At 41.8% G+C, this 21,099-nt stretch carries 17 protein-coding genes; 15 read left to right on the top strand and 2 right to left on the bottom strand.

Annotated features, from left to right (window positions below):
* The first annotated feature begins 75 nt into the window (after positions 1 to 75).
* Complete coding sequence (trmFO, locus tag QN079_RS10525) at positions 76 to 1,377, top strand: FADH(2)-oxidizing methylenetetrahydrofolate--tRNA-(uracil(54)-C(5))-methyltransferase TrmFO (protein ID WP_289229718.1); 1,302 nt, start codon at positions 76 to 78, stop codon at positions 1,375 to 1,377.
* A 116-nt stretch (positions 1,378 to 1,493) separates the two neighbouring features.
* On the opposite strand, the gene QN079_RS10520 is transcribed toward trmFO, so the two are convergent.
* On the bottom strand, positions 1,494 to 2,789 hold the full coding sequence (locus QN079_RS10520) for an ISL3-like element ISEfa11 family transposase (protein WP_289229717.1): 1,296 nt from the start codon (positions 2,787 to 2,789) through the stop codon (positions 1,494 to 1,496).
* A gap of 229 nt (positions 2,790 to 3,018) precedes the next feature.
* Between QN079_RS10520 and QN079_RS10515 the strand changes: the two genes are divergently transcribed.
* The 7 genes from QN079_RS10515 to QN079_RS10485 all read left to right on the top strand — a co-directional run bounded on the left by QN079_RS10515 (position 3,019) and on the right by QN079_RS10485 (position 9,697).
* Positions 3,019 to 3,444, top strand: coding sequence for a hypothetical protein (locus QN079_RS10515; protein ID WP_010749390.1), 426 nt, complete (start codon positions 3,019 to 3,021; stop codon positions 3,442 to 3,444).
* A 13-nt stretch (positions 3,445 to 3,457) separates the two neighbouring features.
* Positions 3,458 to 4,894: a flotillin family protein gene (locus tag QN079_RS10510; protein ID WP_015510006.1), complete on the top strand. Its 1,437-nt coding sequence runs from the start codon at positions 3,458 to 3,460 to the stop codon at positions 4,892 to 4,894.
* 195 nt (positions 4,895 to 5,089) lie between these two features.
* Positions 5,090 to 6,028, top strand: a complete 939-nt coding sequence (gene xerC / locus QN079_RS10505) for a tyrosine recombinase XerC (protein ID WP_080544137.1) — start codon at positions 5,090 to 5,092, stop codon at positions 6,026 to 6,028.
* 22 nt (positions 6,029 to 6,050) lie between these two features.
* The gene (hslV, locus tag QN079_RS10500; RefSeq protein ID WP_005229630.1) at positions 6,051 to 6,593 is read left to right on the top strand and encodes an ATP-dependent protease subunit HslV; all 543 of its coding nucleotides are present in this window, start codon (positions 6,051 to 6,053) and stop codon (positions 6,591 to 6,593) included.
* Between the two features lie 14 nt (positions 6,594 to 6,607).
* On the top strand, positions 6,608 to 8,005 hold the full coding sequence (gene hslU, locus QN079_RS10495) for an ATP-dependent protease ATPase subunit HslU (protein WP_010749393.1): 1,398 nt from the start codon (positions 6,608 to 6,610) through the stop codon (positions 8,003 to 8,005).
* A gap of 13 nt (positions 8,006 to 8,018) precedes the next feature.
* Positions 8,019 to 8,810 (top strand): GTP-sensing pleiotropic transcriptional regulator CodY, encoded by a 792-nt coding sequence (codY, locus tag QN079_RS10490; RefSeq protein ID WP_289229716.1) that lies wholly within the window; start codon positions 8,019 to 8,021, stop codon positions 8,808 to 8,810.
* An 11-nt stretch (positions 8,811 to 8,821) separates the two neighbouring features.
* The gene (locus QN079_RS10485) at positions 8,822 to 9,697 is read left to right on the top strand and encodes an aldose 1-epimerase family protein (RefSeq protein WP_015510004.1); all 876 of its coding nucleotides are present in this window, start codon (positions 8,822 to 8,824) and stop codon (positions 9,695 to 9,697) included.
* A gap of 52 nt (positions 9,698 to 9,749) precedes the next feature.
* Here QN079_RS10485 and plsY read toward each other — a convergent pair whose 3' ends face one another.
* On the bottom strand, positions 9,750 to 10,388 hold the full coding sequence (plsY, locus tag QN079_RS10480; RefSeq protein WP_289229715.1) for a glycerol-3-phosphate 1-O-acyltransferase PlsY: 639 nt from the start codon (positions 10,386 to 10,388) through the stop codon (positions 9,750 to 9,752).
* Positions 10,389 to 10,672: 284 nt separating this feature from the next.
* Between plsY and parE the strand changes: the two genes are divergently transcribed.
* The 7 genes from parE to QN079_RS10445 all read left to right on the top strand — a co-directional run bounded on the left by parE (position 10,673) and on the right by QN079_RS10445 (position 21,098).
* A complete protein-coding gene (parE, locus tag QN079_RS10475; protein ID WP_289229714.1) occupies positions 10,673 to 12,700 on the top strand; it encodes a DNA topoisomerase IV subunit B in 2,028 nt (675 codons plus the stop codon).
* A gap of 11 nt (positions 12,701 to 12,711) precedes the next feature.
* Positions 12,712 to 15,174 carry a DNA topoisomerase IV subunit A gene (gene parC / locus QN079_RS10470; RefSeq protein WP_289229713.1) on the top strand — a complete coding sequence of 821 codons (2,463 nt, stop codon included), beginning with the start codon at positions 12,712 to 12,714 and terminating at the stop codon, positions 15,172 to 15,174.
* A 269-nt stretch (positions 15,175 to 15,443) separates the two neighbouring features.
* Complete coding sequence (gene pflB, locus QN079_RS10465; protein ID WP_010749399.1) at positions 15,444 to 17,672, top strand: formate C-acetyltransferase; 2,229 nt, start codon at positions 15,444 to 15,446, stop codon at positions 17,670 to 17,672.
* 104 nt (positions 17,673 to 17,776) lie between these two features.
* Positions 17,777 to 18,532 (top strand): pyruvate formate-lyase-activating protein, encoded by a 756-nt coding sequence (pflA, locus tag QN079_RS10460; RefSeq protein WP_010749400.1) that lies wholly within the window; start codon positions 17,777 to 17,779, stop codon positions 18,530 to 18,532.
* A 94-nt stretch (positions 18,533 to 18,626) separates the two neighbouring features.
* The gene (locus tag QN079_RS10455; protein ID WP_289229712.1) at positions 18,627 to 19,556 is read left to right on the top strand and encodes a manganese-dependent inorganic pyrophosphatase; all 930 of its coding nucleotides are present in this window, start codon (positions 18,627 to 18,629) and stop codon (positions 19,554 to 19,556) included.
* An 88-nt stretch (positions 19,557 to 19,644) separates the two neighbouring features.
* The gene (locus QN079_RS10450; protein WP_289229711.1) at positions 19,645 to 20,454 is read left to right on the top strand and encodes a DUF1803 domain-containing protein; all 810 of its coding nucleotides are present in this window, start codon (positions 19,645 to 19,647) and stop codon (positions 20,452 to 20,454) included.
* Positions 20,455 to 20,651: 197 nt separating this feature from the next.
* Positions 20,652 to 21,098, top strand: a complete 447-nt coding sequence (locus QN079_RS10445; RefSeq protein WP_289229710.1) for a hypothetical protein — start codon at positions 20,652 to 20,654, stop codon at positions 21,096 to 21,098.
* Position 21,099: the final 1 nt, after the last annotated feature.

Below are 21,099 nucleotides of genomic sequence, written 5' to 3'. Positions count from 1 at the left end.
AGCGCCGGTCCTTTTGATTAATACAAGCTGTTTCTTATGAAAAGAGACGAGCTTTTGAAATAAAAGGAGAGCACTATGAAAGAAATCAATGTTATTGGTGCCGGTTTAGCCGGAAGCGAGGCTGCGTGGCAAGCAGCGCAAGCAGGTGTCGCAGTAAATCTTTATGAAATGCGTCCTAAGAAGTCGACAGAAGCCCATCACACAAATAATTTTGCCGAGCTTGTTTGTACCAATTCACTACGAGGCAACAATTTAACGAATGCGGTCGGTGTCTTGAAAGAAGAAATGCGTCGCTTGGATTCAGTGATTATCACTTCTGCAGACAAAACAGCGGTTCCAGCAGGTGGTGCCTTAGCTGTGGATCGCGATGATTTTTCAGAGTTGGTCACCAAACGTGTCAAGGAGCATCCTTTAGTTACAGTCATCGAAGAGGAGATCACTGAAATTCCAGAAGGCATCACTGTGATCGCAACAGGTCCATTGACTTCTGAACCGCTATCAAAAGCGATCCAAGCGTTTAACGGATCTGAAGGATTTTATTTCTATGATGCCGCAGCTCCAATCGTTGACAAATCAACCATCAATATGGATAAAGTTTATTTGAAATCTCGTTACGATAAAGGTGAAGCAGCCTATCTGAACTGTCCGATGAATGAAGAGGAGTTTTATGCGTTTCGTGAGGCCTTGGTCAAAGCAGAGGTGGCTCCTTTGAAAGAATTTGAAAAAGAAAAATTCTTTGAAGGGTGTATGCCGATCGAAGTCATGGCTGGTCGTGGTCCGAAAACCATGTTGTTTGGTCCGATGAAACCAGTTGGGTTAGAAGATCCGAAAACTGGCAAGCGTCCTTACGCAGTGATTCAGCTGCGTCAAGATAATGCGGCGGCTTCTCTTTACAACATCGTTGGCTTTCAAACACATTTGAAATGGGGCGAACAAAAACGGGTATTTCGGATGATCCCTGGCTTGGAAGAGGCTGAATTTGTGCGCTATGGCGTGATGCATCGGAATAGTTTTATGAATTCACCTGAGCTTTTGCAACAAACCTATCAATCGAAAAAACGTGAGGACCTCTTTTTTGCTGGACAAATGACAGGGGTCGAAGGATATGTGGAAAGTGCAGCCAGCGGGTTGATGGCTGGCATCAACGCTGCCAAACTTGCAAAAGGCGAAGCACCGATCATTATGCCACAAGAAACGACGATTGGTAGTATGGCGTATTATATCACCCATGCTGAAGGCAAACACTTCCAACCAATGAATGCAAACTTTGGGTTGTTGCCAGAACTTCCAGAGCGAATCAGAGACAAGAAATCCCGTTATGAAGCATTGGCAAATCGAGCGTTAGCTGCTTTAGAAAAAGCCAAGGAACAATTATAAGCACGATGATTGAAAACTTTCTTACTGATAATTGGGCTCTTTGTCAATAAGGACTGATGAGTTGTGCAAAATCAAATCTGGGTCAGAATGAACCACATTCTGGCTCAGATTTTTTGTTATCTTACATTGATTAATTGATTGATCAAAAAGATTCTAATTCTCATGTTCTCAAATGATTTAAATCCGTAGGATACTCGTTTCATTGTCTTTATGTGGGTATTCTTCGCTTCTATTTTTCCATTGGAATAAGGATAGATCATTGCGTTGGTGATGCCTTCTTCATAGGTCAGAAGGTTTTGAAGCTTTTCCCGAAAGCTGTCATCTAACGTTTCGGGAAGTTCTGCCAATAAGGAGAAAAATAAGTCAGGGTCTTTGTCTCGAAAGGCTTCAACTAATTCATGAAAAAAGGGATACGCCTCCTTTAGGGGCGGAGAAAACTCAAGCAATCGATCAATCATCATTGCTTCAGTAAGAAATGGGTATTTTGGTGCTCGGAAATTTTTCCATGTTTTGTATTCATAATGGTTGATGTTTGCACGATTTTTTAGCAAAAAGCGCCAGTTCTTTTTCAGTTTTTCTGCCTGGCTTTTCTGTCCGGCTTTACGAAGTTCATTCATTTCACGGATACGCAACTCATTGAACGCTTGATTCATGTGTTTGACAATATGAAACCGATCAATCACGACTTTCGCATTTGGCAGAACACGTTTGGTGAGCTGGAAGTAGGCGGCGTTCATGTCTGTCACCAAGAATTCTACTTCTTCTGGATTGGTACAACCTAAGAAATAGCTTGTTAATCGAGGTAATTTACGCGTAGGCAAAACATCTATTAATTTTCCTGTTTCGCCATCTGCACAAATAAAGCTCATTTTATCTTCTATAGAAGCATGCGAACGAAATTCATCAACCATCAATACTCTGGGGAGAATCTTCTTAGATTGCTTTGGTAAATAGCTTTTAAACTCTTTCAATGTACGAATAACGGTGGTCAAAGATACCTGACAGCTTTTCGCAATAAAAGATAAAGATACTTTTTCAGTCAGTAAAGAAGCAATTTTATATCTAACATGATTTGCGATTGAATGTCTGGGTTGGACAAAATAACTTTGAGCCGTCCAATGGGTTCGGCAGTTTTTACAGGTATAGCGCTGCTTTTTTAGGCGCATAACCAAAGGCATATGATTGTATTGTTCAAAACGGACAATCGTTTCCTTCTTCCCATTTTTCACTATAATTGCTTTCCCGTTTCCATCTACCACAGTAGAACCACAACTTCTACAAGCACGAGGAGTAGGCGAGAGAACAGCATCGACGACCAACGTCTTTTTCTTCTGAAGGGTCTCGTAAGAGACCTCTGTAATCATCAAATCTTTCTCTATTATTCTCAGCATTTTTTTGATAGAATCATTCATATAGCATATCGTCCTCTCAGTTGTTTATTTTGTGGTGATTTAATCATACTAGAGAACGATATGTTTTTTAATACCTAAAATGAAAATGGGGCTGAAGAATCAATTCTGATTCATCAGTCCCATAAATTATAGAGCCGATAATTGGTGAGAAAGTTTTTTTTTAATTTGTCTTGAAACTTTAATCAAGGTGACTTATGATAGACAGTAACAATGACAGAAGGTGGTGAAGATGGTGATCGGAGAATGGATTCATTTGATTCAAAACTATTTACAGCGTTTTCCTACAGTGATCCAATTTTTAGGCTGGCTGATCCTCTTGGTCGGGGTCATTTTCGTTGTCTTTGTTGCATTTAGTTTGCTGTTGGGGCCCTTTATGTGGCTCTACAATCGCATCACAGACAAAAACCGCAGCAATGTCATTAGCCGCAATGAGTTTGTGATCGGCGAACTGACGGAAAAGATTGTCGGAGATACAATCGGCGAAGTCATGGAAATAGGGAGTCAAGGTGCACGTTCTGTTTATCCTGCTCGTTTTTTTCGAGAAGAAGATCGTGAAAACAATGTTCGATTGCCAGTCGGAACCAAAGTCATCATTGTCGATTTTGATAAAAAAGGGATCGCGTTGGTGGTTGAAAGTAAAAATTTTATAGAATAGGAAGTGTTAGGTTATGGTGGATACAGGATCAGCAGTTGATTTTTTAAGTAATCCGATTTTATGGGGCGTTGTCCTCGTAGTTTTATTGATCGCCTTTTTGATGATACGCTACCGAATCGGAAAACCCGATGAAGCGTTGATCGTCACGGGGTCGTTTTTAGGAAAAGAAGGCATCAAGATTTTAAAAAACAGTGGGACGTTTGTGATTCCTATTGTTCAAAAGGCACATAAATTAAGTTTACTGACCCACAAGTTAGAGATTGGGACACCAGAAGTTTATACAGAACAAGGCGTACCTATCAAAGCCAGTGCCACGGTATTAGTGAAAGTCGGCAACAGTACCGAGTCGATCAAGACAGCCGCTGAACAATACTTAGGCAAATCCACTGGTGAACTGGAAGATGAAGCGCAAGAAGTCTTAGAAGGTCACTTACGGGCAATTCTAGGAACGATGACGGTGGAAGCCATCTACAAAAACCGCGATGATTTTGCGGAACAAGTACAAGAAGTTGCCTCTACGGATTTGAAAAAAATGGGACTGGAGATCGTTTCATTTACGATCAAAGACGTTAGCGACAGCAATGGGTACCTCGATGCTTTAGGGCGTCCCCAGATTGCTGAAGTGAAGAAGAATGCTGAAGTAGCAGAATCCAATGCCTTAAGAGAAACGCGGATCAAGCAAGCCGAGAATGAACAGTTGGCACAGCATGAAGAGATCCGTCGCCAAACAGAAATCGCAGAAGCGACAAAAGATATGGCATTGAAACAAGCGCAGTACAAACAAGAACGTGAAGTTGCGGATGCGAAAGCAGAGCAAATCGCGGTCGGTGAGCAAATGAAAGTACAATTGATCGAGCAAGAAAAAAATATTGAGATTCAAGAGAAACAAGCGGAATTGACAGAAAAAGAATTGAATGCAACTGTCCGTAAAAAAGCCGAAGCAGATAAATATGTCGTTGAACAAAACGCATTAGCAGACAAAGCACGTGAAATCGCCCGAGCACAAGCCGAAGCGGAAAAAGTCAAATTGGCTGCACAAGCGGAAGCGGAACGAATTGAAAAATTAGGTAGTGCCGATGCGGAACGAATCGCAAAAGTCGGTCAAGCCGAAGCGGAAAGCCGAGAAAAAATGGCGATCGCTTTGACCAAGCTGAACGAAGCTGGTATTTTGATGGAATTTATCAAAGTGCTACCTGAAATTGCGAAAGAAGTCAATGCACCCCTTAGCAATATCGATAAAGTGGTCAGCTTTGGCGGCAACGATGGGCTCCAATCAATGGGAGAAGCTGGCTTAGCTCGAACCTTTGATACGATCAAAGAAACCACCGGATTAGACTTAGTGGCGTTGATCAATGACACCATGTCCACAAAACAAGGAAACAAAGAGCTAGTTCAGGCTGTTTCACAAAGCAATGGTTCGCCTCAGCCAACAACGGAGCGGATCGAATAAAAGGAAATAAATGGAAACGTACCCGTCCCTCTCTATTTTGAGAAAGGGACGGGTACGTTTTTATGGCTCTTTTGAGTGATCTTTCTGAAGAATGATAAGAATCTTACGAAGATTCTTAAAAAGTTTTCACAATTATGTCTAAACTTTGAAATATTGATTAAATTCTGACAATTCATTTGTTTTTTTTTGTGGTCTATGCTAAAGTTATTTCGAATCATGAAAAGGGGGGTTACTTTGCAAACGGATCAATTACAAGAAGAGTTTTTTCGTTATCTTATTGTTGAAAGAGGGTATTCGGAAAAGACAAAAAAAGCGTATCAAGAAGATATGAACGATTTTTTTCACTTCTTGAAAGAGTCTGGCAATGAAGACCCGTTAGCGGTGGAGTATCGTGATGTTCGTGTCTATTTGAGCTACTTGACGGAACGAGGGTATAGCCGTAATTCCATCAGTCGGAAAATGGCTAGCTTGCGTTCATTCTACCAATTTCTAACCAAGCATGAGATCGTCAAAGAGAATCCCTTCGCCTACATTCATTTAAAAAAGAAAAACGCTAAATTGCCGCGTTTTTTTTATGAAAAGGAAATGGATGCTCTTTTTCAAAGTGTCGCTGGTGATGAGCCATTACAACAGCGCAATCAAGCATTGTTAGAAGTCCTTTACGGTTCAGGTCTGCGGGTCAGCGAGTGTAGCAGTCTGACGCTGGGCGCGATCGATTGGGAAAGCGGCGTTTTGCTGATCCACGGAAAAGGCAACAAAGATCGCTATGTTCCTTTCGGCAGTTACGCACAAGCGGCAGTCAAGCGCTATCTTTCCTCAGGACGCAAGCAACTGATGGAAAAGCAGAACAAGGAACACGAGGTTCTCTTCGTGAATCATCTAGGTGATGGGATCACTGCAACAGGGATCGAGTATGTGTTGAATCAAATCATCCGAAAAAGCAGTTTAGACAGTAAAATCCATCCTCATATGCTGCGGCATACGTTTGCGACCCATCTATTAAACAACGGCGCCGATATGCGGACCGTTCAAGAATTGTTGGGGCATGCCAATCTATCTACGACACAGATCTATGCGCATGTCACCAAAGACAGTTTACAAAAAAATTATCGCCAATTTCATCCACGTGCGTAAAATTGGTACAGGAGGAACGTAAATGAAGTCAGAATTTCATTCAACCACCATCTGTGCGGTTGAAAAAGATGGCAAGTTTGCCATGGCTGGTGACGGTCAGGTAACGATGGGAGAACAGGTCGTTATGAAAGGAACCGCTCGGAAAGTCCGTCGAATTTACAACGGTGAAGTGATCGTTGGCTTTGCCGGTAGTGTGGCAGATGCCTTTACCTTGGAAGAAAAATTTGAAGGAAAACTAAATGAATACAACGGAAACTTGCAACGAGCTGCAGTAGAATTGGCACAAGAATGGCGGACGCAGCAATCGATGCAAAAATTAGAGGCGATGCTGATCGTCATGAATGACAAGGAGATGCTCTTAGTCTCAGGGACAGGTGAGGTCATTTCGCCAGATGAAGGGATTTTAGCTATCGGTTCAGGTGGAAACTATGCCTTGGCGGCAGCCCGTGCGATGAAACGTTATGGCGGTGAACTATCTGCCAAAGAAATCGCTGAAGGTGCCTTGAATATCGCAGCAGACATTTGTGTCTTTACGAATCACAATATCATTGTAGAAGAGTTTTAAAGAGGGATGACGATATGACAAACCAAAACAAATCACCACGAGAGATCGTGAAAGAATTAGATGAATACATCGTTGGACAAACCAATGCCAAAAAATCAGTGGCGGTTGCATTAAGAAATCGTTACCGCCGACTGCAATTAGATGAAAAAATGCAGCAAGATGTCACACCAAAAAATATTTTGATGATTGGACCAACGGGTGTTGGGAAAACGGAAATTGCGCGACGGTTAGCGAAAATCGTTGATGCGCCTTTTGTTAAGCTAGAAGCAACGAAATTCACAGAAGTCGGTTATGTCGGTCGAGACGTAGAATCGATGGTTCGTGACCTTGTAGAAAACGCGATCCAAATCGTGAAAAAAGAACAATATAAAAACGTACGCATCCAAGCGGAGAAAAAAGCCAATCGTCGTTTAGTAAAAGTCTTAGTTCCTGGTATTAAAAAGGAACAGAAAAAGAACACCAATCCTTATGAACAAATGATGAATATGTTCAACGCCGCACAACAACCAGAAGAACCAAAAGAAGAATTGACAGATGAGATTCGCAGCAATCGCCAAGCAATTTTCGAACAATTAGAAAAAGGCCTTTTGGATAACCGAGAAGTGACGATCCAAGTCGATGAACCGAAAAATCAAGCGCCAATGATGAACAATGGCTTAGAACAAATGGGCATTGATTTGAATGAAACATTAGGTGCATTGAAACCGCAAAAGAAAATTGAACGCACAGTAACCGTGAAAGAAGCGCGGGAATTGTTAATTCAAGAAGAATCCTCCAAACTGGTCAACGACGCGGATATTCATAGCGAAGCATTACGTTTGGCGGAATCTAGCGGCATCATTTTTCTTGATGAAATCGACAAAGTATCTTCGAAATCGCAGCAATCAGGAGAAGTTTCTCGTGAAGGGGTGCAAAGAGATATCTTGCCGATCGTTGAAGGTTCACAAGTCAATACGAAATATGGAACGTTACAAACCGACCATATTCTCTTTATCGCCTCAGGCGCGTTCCATCTATCAAAACCAAGCGATTTGATCCCTGAGTTGCAAGGGCGTTTCCCAATCCGCGTGGAACTGGATGACTTGACGAAGGAAGACTTTGTTAAAATTTTAACGGAACCAAACAATGCCTTAGTCAAACAATACGTTGCCTTGTTAGGAACCGAGAATGTCAAAGTGGTCTTTACGATGGAAGCCATCGAAAAAATTGCCGAAATCGCGTATCAAGTGAATCGCGATACCGACAATATCGGTGCCCGTCGTTTGCATACGATTCTAGAGAAACTACTTGAAGATCTATTGTTTGAAGCATCTGAGATGCAAATGGGGGAAATCACGATCACAGAAGCGTATGTGGAAGAAAAACTTGCGTCAATCGCAAAAGATGAAGACTTAAGCCGGTATATTTTATAAAGGGAGCGGACCAATGAAAACATTATTAGAAAAGACGAGACAAATCAACGAATTATTGCAACAAAAAAACACCTTTAATTTAGCTTCTGATTTGCCTTACGACAAAATGGCTGTCATTTTAGGAAACATCCTAGACAGCAATGCGTATATTATTAGCGTCGATGGTAGCGTGTTAGGTTTTGTTGAGAACCATGATGTCAATAATGAACGCATCAAAAAAATGTTTGTCGAAAAACAGTTTCCTAAAAATTATACAGATTTAGTCGATCACCTGACTTCCACAGAAGCCAATGTGCCGATCAGTGACGATATGACGGCTTTTCCTGTGGAAGGGCGCGAGCTGTATCCCAATGGTCTCACAACCATCGTACCAATCTACGGTGCAGGAGAACGCTTAGGGACGATCATTCTTTCCAGAATCGATGCATCCTTTGATGATGATGATTTGGTATTAGCGGAATACAGTGCGACGGTTGTTGGTATGCAGTTTCTGTATCAAAAATCCCGTAGTATCGAAGAAGATGTTCGCAGTACCACAGCTGTTCAAATGGCGATCAACACGCTTTCTTATAGTGAGCTAAAAGCTGTTCAAGCAATTTTTGAGGCATTAGAAGGAGACGAAGGTCGTTTGACCGCATCAAGTATCGCTGACCGTATCGGTATCACCCGTTCGGTGATCGTGAACGCTTTGCGTAAATTAGAGTCTGCCGGTATTATTGAATCCCGCTCTTTGGGGATGAAAGGCACCTATTTAAAAGTGCTTAACGGCCGCTTTAAAGAGGAATTGACGAAACATCAATATTAGGAGATGAGACCATGACAGTTACCATCACGGCCGGTCATCTGCAAGCAAAGATTGCAGAAAAAGGGGCTGAGCTGCAAAGCTTAGTCGATACGAGCAATGACCTTGAATATATTTGGCAAGCTGATCCAAACCACTGGGGAAAGCATGCACCGATCTTATTTCCAATCGTGGGTGCGTTAAAAGAGGACACCTATCAACATGAGGGCAAGAGTTATCATTTGCCTCGCCATGGATTTGCCAGAGACATGTTATTTACTGTCGTTGAACAACGCACAGATTACGCTTTGTTTTTACTAGAAAGTTCGACTGAAACCAAAGCAAAGTATCCGTTTGATTTTCAGCTGTATGTCAGTTATGAATTAGGCGGTGATGGCTTAGTCGTCAAATACCAAGTGAAGAATAGCGGTCAAAAAGAACTCTATTTCTCCATTGGTGGACACCCTGCATTCAACGTTCCACTTGAAAAAGGGCTGACTTTTGAAGACTATTATCTTTCTTTTTCTCCAAAGAAATCACGGGTGAAATTGCCGTTAAAAGGCAACTATATTGATTATGAGCAACGCACACTCGGTCAAACGAATACGGATCTACGCTTGACCCATGACATGTTTGCAAATGATGCGCTAGTTTATGAAACGAAAGGCTTACATTCCTACTCGATTCGCAGTGAAAAATCGCCTCATAGTGTCACGTTAAGCTACAATAATATGCCGTATGTCGGTTTTTGGTCCACGTATCCAGTGAAATCGCCATTTCTATGTATTGAACCATGGTGCGGCATCGCAGATACGCTAGAAGCCTCCGGTGAGCTGTCAGAAAAGCTGGGGATTCAAGCACTTCCACCTGAAGAATTATTTGAAACAAAGTATTCCATTACAGTTAAATAAACGTATGTAAAAAGAAGCTGGGAAAAGCGCAATGACTTTTCTCAGCTTCTGCTTATTTGTTCGTTTGACCCTTATTCAGTCCAAAGGGTACCCGACTTTCGGTCCCATCTTTGATGCGGGTAATGTTTTCACGATGGCGAATAAAGATAAAAATCGTTACGGCGATCGCAATGAAGGTCAGCAGCCAATTTTGCTCAGGCAAGATCGCAGGAGCGATAAAAGGCAAGACGATCGTCGATAAGGTGATCAAACACGCCGCGATCATACTGGTCAGGCTCACCGTACTTGTCACATAAAGACAGATAACGAAAATCAATGAAGAATAAATGAAAAAGAGCGGATTGTATCCTAAGAGCATCCCAGCACTTGTCGCCACTGCTTTGCCGCCTTTAAATTTGGCAAAGATCGGGAAGGTATGACCTAAGATCGCACAGACCCCAAACCAGAGCGGATTGACAGTATGGAGACCAAAGATGACTGGCAAGCTGGTCGCCAAAGTTCCTTTTAAGATATCCATCAATAAAACAACGATGCCGGCTTTTTTTCCTAAGACGCGAAATGTATTGGTCGTTCCCGTATTGCCGCTGCCGAATTGGCGAATATCTTTTTTGAAAAACAGTTGGCCAATCCAAACACCAGAGGGGATCGAACCTAAAAGGTAAGCAACAATAAATAAAAGAATCGTATTCATAATAACCAACTTTCTTTGCAAGGCTAGGGCAATTTTAGCATGAAAACGCCTTTCCAACAATAAGAAAATCTTTCGCTGGTCAGACAAAGAAGAAAAACAGCTTTTCTCAGAGCTGTGAAACACAAACAAGCCATTTTGCGACTCTAGCTTGTGCAAACAAAGGAAAAAGGATAAGATAGTTTAGAAAAATGTTCGCTTGAAAAAAGCGTATTTTGTGTTAAGATTTTTTTTGCAGTCCTTTCAGCTTTAGAAAAGGACTGATCAAGATTAAAGGAGCGGTGGGTTTGGCAAAGAAAACCACAGAATATAATGATGCTTCCATTCAGGTCTTAGAGGGTCTGGAAGCAGTAAGAAAACGACCAGGAATGTATATCGGCTCGACCGATAGCCGCGGCTTGCACCACTTAGTGTATGAAATCGTCGATAATGCGGTTGATGAGGCACTCTCAGGATACGGCAATGAAATCGATGTTACGATCCATAAAGACAATAGTATCAGTGTTCGAGACAATGGTCGGGGAATGCCGGTCGGGACACATGCATCTGGAATCCCAACTGTTGAAGTGATCTTCACCGTGTTACATGCTGGCGGAAAGTTTGGCCAAGGCGGCTACAAAACTTCTGGCGGCCTTCATGGGGTTGGTGCCAGTGTTGTAAATGCCTTATCCAGCTGGCTAGAAGTGGTCATCGTTCGAGACGGTATCGAATACAAACAGAGCTTCAAAGACGGCGGGAAACCAGCAGGTACTTTGAAAAAAATCGGCAAAACCCGTAAACCAACGGGAACAACCGTTACGTTCAAACCAGACGATACAATCTTTTCTGCAACCAAATTCTCCTATGAGATTCTCGCTGAACGTTTGAGAGAATCAGCGTTCTTGTTGAAAGGGGTCAAAATCTCCCTGACGGACGAACGTGGGGAAGAACCGATTCATGAAGTCTTTTTATATGAGGAAGGCATCAAAGAATTTGTTGATTATTTAAATGAAGAAAAAGATACATTGACCCAAGTGGTTTATTTTTCTGGCACGAAAGAAGCCATCGAAGTAGAGCTTGCCTTTCAATACAATGATGGGTATTCAGAAAACGTCTTGTCCTTTGTCAACAATGTACGTACCAAAGATGGCGGTACCCATGAAGTTGGGATGAAGACGTCAATGACCAAAGCCTTCAATGAGTATGCCCGCAAGGTCAATTTGTTGAAGGAAAAAGATAAGAACCTTGAAGGCAGTGATTTCCGTGAAGGGTTAGCGGCAGTTCTGTCGATCCGCGTGCCAGAAAATCTTTTGCAATTTGAAGGACAGACCAAAGGGAAATTAGGGACACCCTTAGCAAGAAATGCGGTAGACAATGTGATTGGTGAGCAGCTAGGCTATTATCTACAAGAAAACAGTGAAATGAGTCAAATGCTGGTTCGTAAAGCGATCAAGGCAAGAGAGGCCCGTGAAGCTGCCAGAAAGGCGAGAGAAGAAAGCCGTACTGGAAAGAAACGCAAAAAAGGCGAGTCACTGCTTTCTGGTAAATTAACACCTGCGCAATCTCGTAATCCTAAGAAAAATGAATTGTATTTGGTGGAGGGGGATTCTGCGGGTGGTTCAGCAAAGCAAGGACGAGACCGCAAGTTCCAAGCCATCTTGCCATTGCGAGGCAAAGTCATCAATACTGAAAAAGCCAAGATGCAGGATATTTTGAAAAATGAAGAAATCAATACGATGATCTATACTATCGGTGCCGGTGTTGGCCCAGAGTTTTCAATTGAAGACTGCAACTATGATAAAGTGATCATCATGACCGATGCGGATACCGATGGGGCGCACATCCAAGTGCTGCTTTTAACCTTTTTCTACCGGTATATGAAACCTTTGATTGAAGCGGGGAAAGTATACATTGCTTTGCCGCCTCTGTACAAAGTCTCAAAAGGATTAGGGAAAAAGTCAGTAGTTGAATACGCTTGGACCGATGATGAACTAAATAAACTGACCCAAAAAATCGGCAAAGGCTATCTCCTACAGCGCTATAAAGGGTTAGGGGAAATGAATGCCGACCAATTGTGGGAAACGACCATGGACCCAGAAACGCGGACACTGATTCGGGTACGGATCGATGATGCTGCCCAAGCAGAACGTCGCGTCACCACTTTGATGGGGGACAAGGTAGAACCTCGTCGGAAGTGGATCGAAAGTCATGTTCAATTTAGTTTAGAAGAAGATGGCAGTATTTTGGATAAAAAAGAAGATACGGTACCTGAATTAGTTGATGAAAAATTAATGGATACCGAACAAGCAGACAGCAAACAGTTAGTTAAGGAATAGGAGGTGGTCTCTTGGAACACAAAAGCAATATACAAGAATTGACATTGGAAGAAGTGATGGGAGATCGCTTCGGTCGATATTCCAAATACATTATTCAAGAACGGGCATTGCCAGATATTCGTGATGGGTTAAAACCGGTTCAGCGGCGGATTTTATTTGCTATGAACCAAGACGGCAATACCTATGACAAAGGTTTCCGCAAATCAGCAAAATCTGTCGGAAATATCATGGGGAATTTTCACCCCCATGGGGACTCGAGTATCTATGAAGCAATGGTCCGCATGAGTCAAGACTGGAAGCTACGTCAGATTTTGATTGAAATGCACGGGAACAACGGGAGTATGGATGGTGATCCGCCAGCTGCCATGCGTTATACGGAAGCACGGCTTTCGGAATTAAGTGGTGAGCTATTAAAAGATATTGAAAAAAACACCGTGGAATTGGTTTGGAACTTTGATGATACTGAAAAAGAACCAACTGTTCTACCAGCAAAATACCCGAATCTGTTAGTCAATGGCTCAACTGGGATCTCAGCTGGCTATGCAACGGAGATCCCTACCCACAATTTAGGGGAAATCATCGATGGAACGATCTATTTGATCGACCATCCGCAAGCTTCTTTGGATCAGCTGATGAAGTACATTCCTGGCCCTGATTTTCCAACAGGGGGTATTTTACAAGGGAAAGAAGAAATCAAAAAAGCGTATGAAACAGGCAAAGGCAAAGTGATCCTGCGTTCGAAAACCAAGATCGAAGACATCAAAGGCGGCAAACAGCAAATCGTCATCAATGAGATCCCGTATGAGGTCAATAAAGCCAACTTAGTCAAAAAAATGGATGAGATCCGTTTGAATAAACGCATTGATGGGATTGCTGAAGTACGAGATGAAACAGATCGTACTGGACTACAGATTGTTGTCGAGCTGAAAAAAGAGGCAAATGCGCAAGGGATTTTAAATTATTTATTTAAGAATACCGAATTGCAGATCAACTACAACTTCAACATGGTGGCAATCGACAATATGCGTCCTCAGCAAGTCGGATTAAAGCGGATTTTAGAAAGCTACATCAAACATCGCCGTGAAGTGATCGAAAAACGCAGTCGTTTTGAGCTGCAAAAAGCGCAAAAAAGACAGCATATCGTTGATGGGCTGATCAAAGCTTTGTCGATCCTTGATGAGGTGATCGCTACCATTCGCGGTAGTAAAGACAAAAAAGATGCCAAAAATAATCTGGTGGTTCAACATGGTTTTACCGAAGAACAAGCAGAAGCCATTGTGAACTTACAGTTGTATCGCTTGACCAATACGGACATTACACAATTGCAAGCAGAAGCAAAAGAACTTGCAGAAACGATCGCTGAATTGACAACGATTTTGAATGAAGAAAATGAATTGCTGAAAGTGATCAAGAAAGAACTGCGAGAGATCAAGAAAAAATATACGACGGCGCGGTTGACTGAGATCGAAGCAGAAATTCAAGAAATCAAGATCGAAACACAAGTCTTGGTCGCCCAAGAAGAAGTCGTCGTGACGGTCACAAGAGACGGCTATGTCAAACGCAGCAGCTTGCGTTCTTACGGTGCTTCAAAACCAGAAGAGATCGGCATGAAAGAAGGTGACTCTTTACTTTACAGTAATCAAATGAACACGTTGGATCACCTGTTGTTGGTTACTAATAAAGGGAACACGATCTATCGACCGGTCCATGAATTACCTGATTTAAAATGGAAAGATTTAGGGGAACATATTTCGCAAACAGTCATGACACTGGCGCAAGATGAAATGATCATTGGGGTCTTTGCGTACAAAGAGATCGATCCATTGAAAAATTTCGTGCTGATCAGTAAAAACGGTATGATCAAACAGACACGAATGACGGAATTTGAACCTTGGCGCACCTATAAAACACGGCCGATGACGATCATGAAGCTGAAAGATGAATCAGATGAATTGGTCAACGTCTTTTTGACGGATCAAACGGAAGAAATGGATGTATTCTTAGTCAGTCATCTTGCCTTTGGCTTACGCTACCCGCTTAATGAAGTGCCTGTTGTGGGACCAAAAGCAGCTGGGGTCAAAGCGATGAACCTTAAAGCGGATGATTATCTTATCAATGGGTTGCTCGTTTATTCCGAAGGGGATACACCGATCGTTTTGATCACCCAACGTGGCGCAGCAAAGCGAATGTTGGCTCAAGAAATCAACCAATTAGGTCGGGCGAAGCGCGGATTGATGGTCTTGCGGGAATTGAAGAAAAATCCTCATCGCGTCGTCTATATGGGCAGTGGGGAAAATCAGCAACTGCTAGTGACGAATCAAAAAGGACAATCCTTTGAAGTGATCACCAACCAAATCCCGATCAATGATCGGACCTCCAACGGCTCATTTATCATGGATGAGAAAACAGGAGGACAAATCTACGAAGTGAAAACCCAAATCAGTCCTGCAATCGCAGAGGATTCTGTACTATAAATTATAACAAGGCAACCCTTCTGTACCAGTACAGAAGGGTTGCTTTTTGTCTCATAATTAATCTTTCACATTAACGAAAAAGGTACTTTAATAAAAGTTTCACATTTATTAAACACCTATAAATCAACGTTTTTAGTAATTAATATCTTAAAAAAAAATAAATTGTTAAAAATAATTCTTGAAAATGCTTGCAATCATTAAGGTGTGTGTTATACTGTTCACGTAAAGCTGTTACATTAGTGAACAGAAAATTTAAGGAGGTCCATCAAATGGAACAATGGAATGGATTTAAAGGAAAAACTTGGAAAGAAGAAGTAAACGTACGCGACTTCATCCAAGAAAACTACACACCTTATGACGGAACAGATGAATTCCTAGCAGATGCTACTGAAGCAACGACGAAGCTATGGGATCAAGTCATGGAACTGAACAAGCAAGAGCGTGAAGCTGGCGGCGTATTGGATATGGATACAAAAGTCGTTTCAACGATCACTTCTCATGGACCTGGCTACTTAGACAAAGACTTAGAAACAGTTGTTGGTTTCCAAACGGAAAAACCATTTAAACGCAGCTTGCAACCATTTGGTGGCATCCGCATGTCAGAACAAGCAGCAGAATCTTATGGCTATGAAATTGATGCGGAAGTCTCTCACATTTTCCGTGACTACCGTAAAACACATAACCAAGGAGTTTTTGATGCTTATACACCTGAAATCAGAGCAGCGCGCCGTTCTGGTGTAATCACAGGTCTTCCTGATGCTTACGGCCGTGGCCGAATCATTGGTGACTACCGACGTGTGGCATTATACGGTGTGGACTTCTTGATCAAAGAAAAACAACAAGACCTATTGTATTGCGGAAACGGAACGATGTCTGAAGACATTATCCGCCAACGTGAAGAATTGAGTGAACAAATTCGTGCGTTAAGCGAATTGAAAGAATTAGGAAACATTTACGGATTTGATATTTCTAAACCAGCTCAAACGGCGAAAGAAGCATTCCAATGGTTATACCTTGGCTACTTAGCAGCCATCAAAGAGCAAAATGGTGCAGCAATGTCATTGGGACGTACGTCAACTTTCCTTGATATTTATGTTGAACGCGATTTGAAGAATGGCGTGATCACTGAAGAAGAAGCACAAGAAATCGTTGACCATTTCGTCATGAAACTACGTCTTGTGAAATTTGCTCGGACGCCTGATTACAACGCATTGTTCTCTGGTGACCCAACTTGGGTAACTGAATCAATCGCTGGTATGGGTGAAGACGGACGTCATATGGTAACGAAAAACAGCTTCCGTTTCTTACACACTTTAGCAAACTTAGGCCCAGCACCAGAACCAAACTTGACTGTTTTATGGTCAACACGTTTGCCTCATAACTTCAAAACATTCTGTGCGAAAATGTCGATCCAAACATCAGCGATTCAATATGAAAATGATGATGTGATGCGTGGACATTGGGGCGACGACTACGGAATCGCTTGTTGTGTATCCGCAATGCGCATCGGGAAACAAATGCAATTCTTTGGTGCTCGTGCCAACTTAGCGAAAACATTGTTGTATGCAATCAACGGTGGGGTCGATGAAAAATCAAAAGCACAAGTTGGACCAAAATTCCAACCAATTACTTCTGAATACTTGGATTATAACGAAGTAATGGAAAAATATGACACAATGATGGACTGGATTTGTGATCTGTATGTGAACACATTGAACATCATTCATTACATGCACGACAAATATTCTTATGAACGCATTGAAATGGCGCTACAAGATACAGACATTCTACGTACGATGGCTACTGGTATCGCTGGTTTCTCTGTTGCAGTTGACTCATTATCAGCGATCAAATATGCCAAAGTTCGTACGATCCGTGATGAAAACGGCATTGTTGAAGATTACGAAATCGAAGGCGATTATCCGAAATACGGAAACAATGATGATCGCGTAGATGATATCGCAGTCAACTTGTTGAAAGCCTTCATGAAAAAAGTAAAACGCACGAAAACATACCGTGATTCAAAACACACAACGTCGATCCTTACTATCACTTCTAACGTGGTTTATGGTAAGAAAACAGGGAACACGCCTGATGGACGTCGTGCAGGCGCACCATTTGCTCCAGGTGCAAACCCAATGCATGGTCGCGATACGCATGGTGCTTTGGCAAGTCTTTCATCAGTTGCGAAATTACCATATGATTACTCATTAGATGGTATTTCAAACACCTTCTCAATCGTACCTAAAGCATTAGGACGTGACGACGAAACACAACAAGAAAACCTAGCAACAATGCTAGATGGCTATGCAGCAAAAGGTGGTCACCACTTAAATATCAACGTATTTAACCGTGACACATTGCTTGATGCGCAAGCTCACCCAGAAAAATACCCACAATTAACGATTCGGGTATCTGGCTATGCAGTAAACTTCATTAAATTAACAAAAGAACAACAAGATGACGTGATTGCTCGTACAATGCACGAAGCAATGTAATAAGCAACAACTTCAGGCGGCGGACGGGAAAATCCGCCGCCTCTTGTTTTGAAAGTATCAGACGGAGCGTGGTCATCCGTCGTTTCGAAGAAAGGAAGAGCATTATGGCAGTAACAGGACAAGTACATTCAACAGAAAGTTTTGGATCAGTAGATGGACCAGGTATCCGTTTTATTGTATTCATGCAAGGATGCCGCATGCGTTGCCAGTTTTGTCATAATCCAGATACATGGAAGATTGGCACCGGTGTCGAACGAACGACTGATGATGTCTTAGAAGAGGCATTGAAATATCGCGAATTCTGGGGACAAAAAGGTGGGATCACCGTCAGTGGTGGGGAACCATTGCTTCAGATGGACTTTCTGATCGATCTGTTTCGTAAAGCCAAAGCAGAAGGTGTCAGCACGACATTAGATACTTGTGGAAAACCATTTACACGGGAAGAACCATTTTTTAGCAAGTTTCAAGAGCTGATGACCGTTACTGACTTGTTATTGTTTGATATCAAGCACATCGATAACAAAGCCCATAAAGAGTTGACTACCCAATCGAACGATAATATTTTGGATATGGCGAATTATCTTTCAGAGATCAATCAGCCTGTCTGGATTCGTCACGTGCTGGTTCCTTTTAGAAGCGACTATGATGAATTTTTGATCCGTTTGGATGAGTTTATCAAAACACTGAAGAATGTCGATAAAGTAGAGATCTTGCCTTATCACACGATGGGGAAATACAAGTGGGATGAGCTTGGTTTGAAATATCCCCTTGAAGGGATCGAACCACCAACAGAAGATCGGGTGAAAAATGCCAAGCGTTTGCTTCATGTAGACGACTATAAAGGTTACTTAACCCGTTGATCAAAACAGGAAAGAAGAGATTGCTATTGCTTCTTTCCTGTTTTTTTACTATGATTAGAAAGTGAATATCAATTGAAATAGGAGCGATGAAGAAATGTCGAAAATATTAGTATTCGGTCATCAAAATCCTGATACCGACGCCATTGGTGCAGCAATTGCCTTTGCAAATTTACAAAATCAACTTGGAAAAGATTGTGAAGCAGTAGCGCTTGGTACACCGAATGAAGAGACACAATTTGCGTTAGATACCTTTGGCCTAACTGCCCCTCGGGTGATCGATTCAGTGGCAAAGGAAACCCAAGAAGTAATGTTAGTGGATCATAATGAATTTCAACAAAGTGTAGCGGATATTGCGGATGTCACTGTGTTGGCAGTTGTTGATCATCATCGTATCGCTAACTTTGAAACGGCAAACCCACTGTATTATCGTGCAGAGCCGGTCGGTTGTACAAGTACGATCGTGTTGAAATTATACAAAGAAAATCAAGTGGAAATTCCAAAAGCGATCACAGGAATCATGCTCTCAGCGATCATCTCTGATACATTGTTGTTTAAATCACCAACATGTACCGACGAAGACGTAACAGCAGCCAAAGAACTAGCCGTTATAGCAGATGTAGAACTGGAAGTCTATGGATTAGATATGTTAAAAGCTGGTACGAATCTTGGAACGAAATCAGCAGCAGAATTGCTGGACCTAGATGCCAAAAGCTTCCCAATGGGTGCTAAAAACATCCGTATCGGACAAGTCAACACGGTTGATCTAAAAGAAGTCTTTGACCGTCAAGCAGAGTTGGAAGCGGCTATGAAGGATTCAATGGCAGCAAATGGCTATGATCTGTTCTTGCTGGTTGCCACTGATATCTTAGATAGTAATTCTGAGCTGCTAGTCGTTGGTGAACCAACTGCCCCAGTAGAAGCAGCCTTTAAAACGACATTAACCAACAATCGTGCGTTTTTACCTGGTGTCGTTTCTCGTAAAAAACAAATCGTACCTCAATTAACAGAGGTTTTTGAAGGATAATTAAGCTAACTGTCTGAATGCTGGTGAGATCTGTTTTGGTAGATCAAGCCAGCATTTTTCATGATTGTTTGGATAAGGAGTACACGCAGTGAAATTTTTTTACAGTCCCCACTTTCGCTCATTGCAACCGATACTGGAATCTTCGAAATTCCATGAATTGGTAGAGGAGCTATTAAATAGCCAAGAGCCGCCGACGCTACGAGCATTAAAAGCGAAGTTTACAGATGGTTCATTTGATAAAATTCTTGACCGCTTGATCGCAGAAAAGTTGATCATCCGCCAAGAACGACGCTATTATTTAGGCTTCCCCATCTATACTGAACAGGATCAACAGCAGATACAAGTAAGTGATGATTTCTATCAAGCAGCGCGCAATTGGTCAACACAAGAAATCGCTGGTTTTATCAAAAGCTTTGTTGCGTCAAGTGTTGAAAATAAATACTTTTACGGTTGTCAGCAAGGAGTTGAACAAGGAGCGGTCTATGCATTGAGTCATGAACAATTTCAGTTGATCTCTTACTCAGAAACACAGTGGCCACCAACACTGCCTGCTTTTTTTGAAGCGAATGAACAGTTGCGCACCCTTGCGATCTATGATGAATTAATGGATTTGATCGGTGATGTTGATCCAGTCTATTACTTAGACCAAGTGAGTGTGATCCTTGAACGCATTCGTAAAAATAAAAAAGTCCGTCCGAGTATTTTTCTGGAATCACTTCGACGGGGCGAGATCATAAGTCCTGAGCTACATTTGTTGCTGGAAGAAATAAATTGTGATAATCTAAAAAACGAGCGTTATCCGTCTTCTGAAAAGGATCTGTTCGTCCAACGGCTTGTGATTGCTCACTTGGCAAACAAATCAGGTTCATACAATAAACTTTATTTCAATAATAATTAGAATTTCTAATAATTATGTTATTTGTTTTAAAATTTCTGACTATTTAAAAGTTGCTAGATTCGATTCTAGCAGCTTTTTTTCTTATTTCTTCAAATGATAATTTGATGAATAAAAATTAAAAAACAACAATCGTTTTGTTTGGAGTTTTGATTTCTTGATGATATGATGATTCTAGAACTTTGAAAGGGGATATAAAAATGGAAGGATATAAAACGGTTGATTTTGAACAGTTGGAACAAAACAAAACGAAAGCAGAAATGATCACGTTCGTATCAATGTCAGAAATAGAAGCTGCTCGGCAAGCAATTACAAAAGCGGGGATCGATGAAACGCGTTTTTCTGATGGCGATCTCATTCTTGCGTTAAAACAACAGGAACGGTTTGGGGCAAATACGATCGTTTCCGTGATCATTGATTGGCTCATCAATCAAAACTATCTGGTGAATCCAGCTCATGCCTTGCGTTACTTAGCAAAGAAAATGGCAAATGGGCCAGTGACGAGTTACAAATTATTAAGTGAGGGTGAGTTTGATTGTGACGGGAACTATTACTTGATTGCTCGAACAAACACCTCCTCATCGGCAAATAAAGTCTATAAAGTTTACACGGATGGACAAGTAAAAGAGCTTTGGCAGGCAAAATAAG

The organism is Enterococcus sp. FZMF (assembly GCF_030263915.1).
GTDB classification, from domain to species: domain Bacteria; phylum Bacillota; class Bacilli; order Lactobacillales; family Enterococcaceae; genus Enterococcus_D; species Enterococcus_D casseliflavus.
This window is presented reverse-complemented; position numbering and strand designations above follow the sequence as displayed.

Coding starts and splice junctions, on each gene's coding strand:
- plsY (WP_289229715.1), bottom strand. CDS start 10,388: ATGAATACGATTCTTTTATTTATTGTTGCTTACCTTTTAGGTTCGATC.
- QN079_RS10445 (WP_289229710.1), top strand. CDS start 20,652: ATGGAAGGATATAAAACGGTTGATTTTGAACAGTTGGAACAAAACAAA.
- QN079_RS10455 (WP_289229712.1), top strand. CDS start 18,627: ATGTCGAAAATATTAGTATTCGGTCATCAAAATCCTGATACCGACGCC.
- codY (WP_289229716.1), top strand. CDS start 8,019: ATGAAAACATTATTAGAAAAGACGAGACAAATCAACGAATTATTGCAA.
- QN079_RS10520 (WP_289229717.1), bottom strand. CDS start 2,789: ATGAATGATTCTATCAAAAAAATGCTGAGAATAATAGAGAAAGATTTG.
- pflB (WP_010749399.1), top strand. CDS start 15,444: ATGGAACAATGGAATGGATTTAAAGGAAAAACTTGGAAAGAAGAAGTA.
- QN079_RS10510 (WP_015510006.1), top strand. CDS start 3,458: ATGGTGGATACAGGATCAGCAGTTGATTTTTTAAGTAATCCGATTTTA.
- pflA (WP_010749400.1), top strand. CDS start 17,777: ATGGCAGTAACAGGACAAGTACATTCAACAGAAAGTTTTGGATCAGTA.
- QN079_RS10485 (WP_015510004.1), top strand. CDS start 8,822: ATGACAGTTACCATCACGGCCGGTCATCTGCAAGCAAAGATTGCAGAA.
- QN079_RS10515 (WP_010749390.1), top strand. CDS start 3,019: ATGGTGATCGGAGAATGGATTCATTTGATTCAAAACTATTTACAGCGT.
- hslU (WP_010749393.1), top strand. CDS start 6,608: ATGACAAACCAAAACAAATCACCACGAGAGATCGTGAAAGAATTAGAT.
- trmFO (WP_289229718.1), top strand. CDS start 76: ATGAAAGAAATCAATGTTATTGGTGCCGGTTTAGCCGGAAGCGAGGCT.
- hslV (WP_005229630.1), top strand. CDS start 6,051: ATGAAGTCAGAATTTCATTCAACCACCATCTGTGCGGTTGAAAAAGAT.
- xerC (WP_080544137.1), top strand. CDS start 5,090: ATGCTAAAGTTATTTCGAATCATGAAAAGGGGGGTTACTTTGCAAACG.